Genomic DNA, 758 nt, shown 5'->3' with positions numbered 1-758 from the left:
GCTACAGCACCGTGATGATCCCGGCCTCGCCGAGGCGCTGCCACGGCAGCCCAAGTACGAGGGCGTCGAGCTGCGGCCTTGTGAGGGTCAGCGAGCCGTTCACGTCCTTGGGCCAGGCGAACCTGCCGCTGTTCAAGCGGCGCGCGGCCAGCCACACGCCGATGCCGTCGTGCACGAGCACCTTCATGCGGTTGGCTCGTCGATTGGCGAACAGGTATGCGTTGTGTGGCTTGGCGGCACCGAAGACCGTGACGACACGCGCAAGAGCGGCCTCCGTGCCGGCGCGCATGTCCAGCGGTTCGACGGCCATCCATACGGCGTCGACGCGGATCACCGCACCAGCTCGCGCGTCCAGGCAGCCAGTTCCGCCGCCGCGCTCATCGGCCACAGGAGCTTGATCGTTACGGCGCCACGGCGCAGTTCGAGCTCGATGCCCCGCTCGTCGGAGCGCACTTGTGCAGTCGGGGCGACTGCCACCGGTACGAACTCTTGCCGGGCCACCATCTGCGGCGCTGCCTCCCGTGCCAGCTTGCGCCAGCCGTGCACGATGTTGGCGTTGATGCCGTGTGACATTGCGACCTTGGCCACCGACGCACCAGGCTCATCACACTCGGCAAGGACCTGCGCCTTCAACTCGCGGCTGTAGCGCCTGCGCTTGCGACTCTGTTCAGCTTCCATCGTGTCCAGCTATTTGCTAACTGGACAGCATCGTTATCGCTGCGACCGCTCTTCTCAAGACGGGTTCGCCGGACGCTTAC

The 758-nt window shown here is 66.2% G+C and carries 2 protein-coding genes; both read right to left on the bottom strand.

Annotated features, from left to right (window positions below; all coding sequences use genetic code 11):
* Nucleotide 1: 1 nt before the first annotated feature.
* Complete coding sequence (gene tnpB / locus E8D38_RS27980; protein ID WP_140637611.1) at nt 2-334, bottom strand: IS66 family insertion sequence element accessory protein TnpB; 333 nt, start codon at nt 332-334, stop codon at nt 2-4.
* Nucleotides 331-678: an IS66-like element accessory protein TnpA gene (tnpA, locus tag E8D38_RS27975; RefSeq protein WP_140637608.1), complete on the bottom strand. Its 348-nt coding sequence runs from the start codon at nt 676-678 to the stop codon at nt 331-333. Before tnpA ends, tnpB begins: the two co-directional genes overlap by 4 nt.
* Nucleotides 679-758 lie beyond the last annotated feature (80 nt).

Origin of the sequence: Methylibium rhizosphaerae (genome assembly GCF_006386545.1) — a bacterium.
Taxonomy (GTDB): domain Bacteria; phylum Pseudomonadota; class Gammaproteobacteria; order Burkholderiales; family Burkholderiaceae_C; genus Pseudorivibacter; species Pseudorivibacter rhizosphaerae.
This window is presented reverse-complemented; position numbering and strand designations above follow the sequence as displayed.